At 56.0% G+C, this 1,124-nt stretch carries 1 protein-coding gene; it reads right to left on the reverse strand.

All coding sequences use genetic code 11. From position 1 onward, the window contains the following. Positions 1-191 precede the first annotated feature (191 nt). Positions 192-1,124: ATP-grasp domain-containing protein (locus FQ182_RS29610; RefSeq protein WP_149494086.1), on the reverse strand; the 933-nt coding region annotated here is incomplete at its 5' end.

The following is a 1,124-nucleotide window of genomic DNA, read 5'->3' on the forward strand; positions in this document are numbered from 1 at the left end:
AGTATGGCAATCGCCGCGTACTCCCCGAAAGCCGAGGAGTTTCCGCATTCCAGAGTCCATTCACTCCGTGCACCTGATACCGCGGTGTTTACGCCTGGCGCGAGCACCATCATTCCTTGATTACTCCTTGAGTGCTAAAACCACCGCGCTGCAATGGTACCAAACTTCAGGTTTCTCGATGCCTCAGGATGTCATTTTGGCACTACAGCTGCAACGGTGACCCCTTTCACACGTACGTCTGGCCGCCAAACGGTAGCTGGCTCAGGGAGATTCAGGCGGCGAGTAGCAAATATGCCCGCCAAATTGACGCCAGCCTCCCGGGTATAACCAACGCCACCAGAGTAGCGCGGGTTGATTTCCAACAAGTGGGGTATACCCTGCGCATCATCCTTTGTCTGAACGTTCACAATGCCGTCACACTGGAAATGCTCGGCCGCTTTGAGTGCAAGCTCAACCGCTGCACCATCGTTTTCAAAAATCTGATGGACGCCGGTCTTCCTCCGGGCCACGAACGCGATCGCTCGGCCAGCCTCGCAGACCATATCGACCGAACACTCGCTCCCGGGCATGTAAGGCATCACAAGCATCGCTGGCGGCGTTGCTCTTTCGCTGTAAGCACGCATGTATGTAGCGAAATTCGCAACCCGTGCATCGGGATCAGCAAAGCAGCGAAAGGGATCAGCACCCTCTTTGAAACGCCAAAAGCCTTGGCCATAGATGCCGACTGCAGGTTTTACGCAGACCTCACCCGACGCCGAAAGAGTTTCGTAAGCAGCAAACATATCCTCAGCATTCGTAGCAGTGATCGCCGGCACGCAAGCCAAGCCAGCACGCTCTGCCTCAGCAGTAAACCTGCTCTTGTCATCAACGAGGTCGAAGGTTCGCATCGATGTCCCACCGGTTACCAGCACCAGGCCAGCTTCCTCGAATCGAGCCCGGGCCTGCTCAAATACACCCCCCAATCGACCTGCCAGGATTACTTTGATGCCATAGGTGCGTGCAGTCGAAATCACCCACGAGATCCGCTCTTCAGCACCACGAGGCTCGGTGAAACTAATATCTGCACCGGCCGTGATTTCAGGGCGATCGTCGCGATGCGAGGCGAAAATCTTCACCTCAGGTGG

Source organism: Pseudomonas sp. ANT_H4 (assembly GCF_008369295.1).
Lineage (GTDB): Bacteria > Pseudomonadota > Gammaproteobacteria > Pseudomonadales > Pseudomonadaceae > Aquipseudomonas.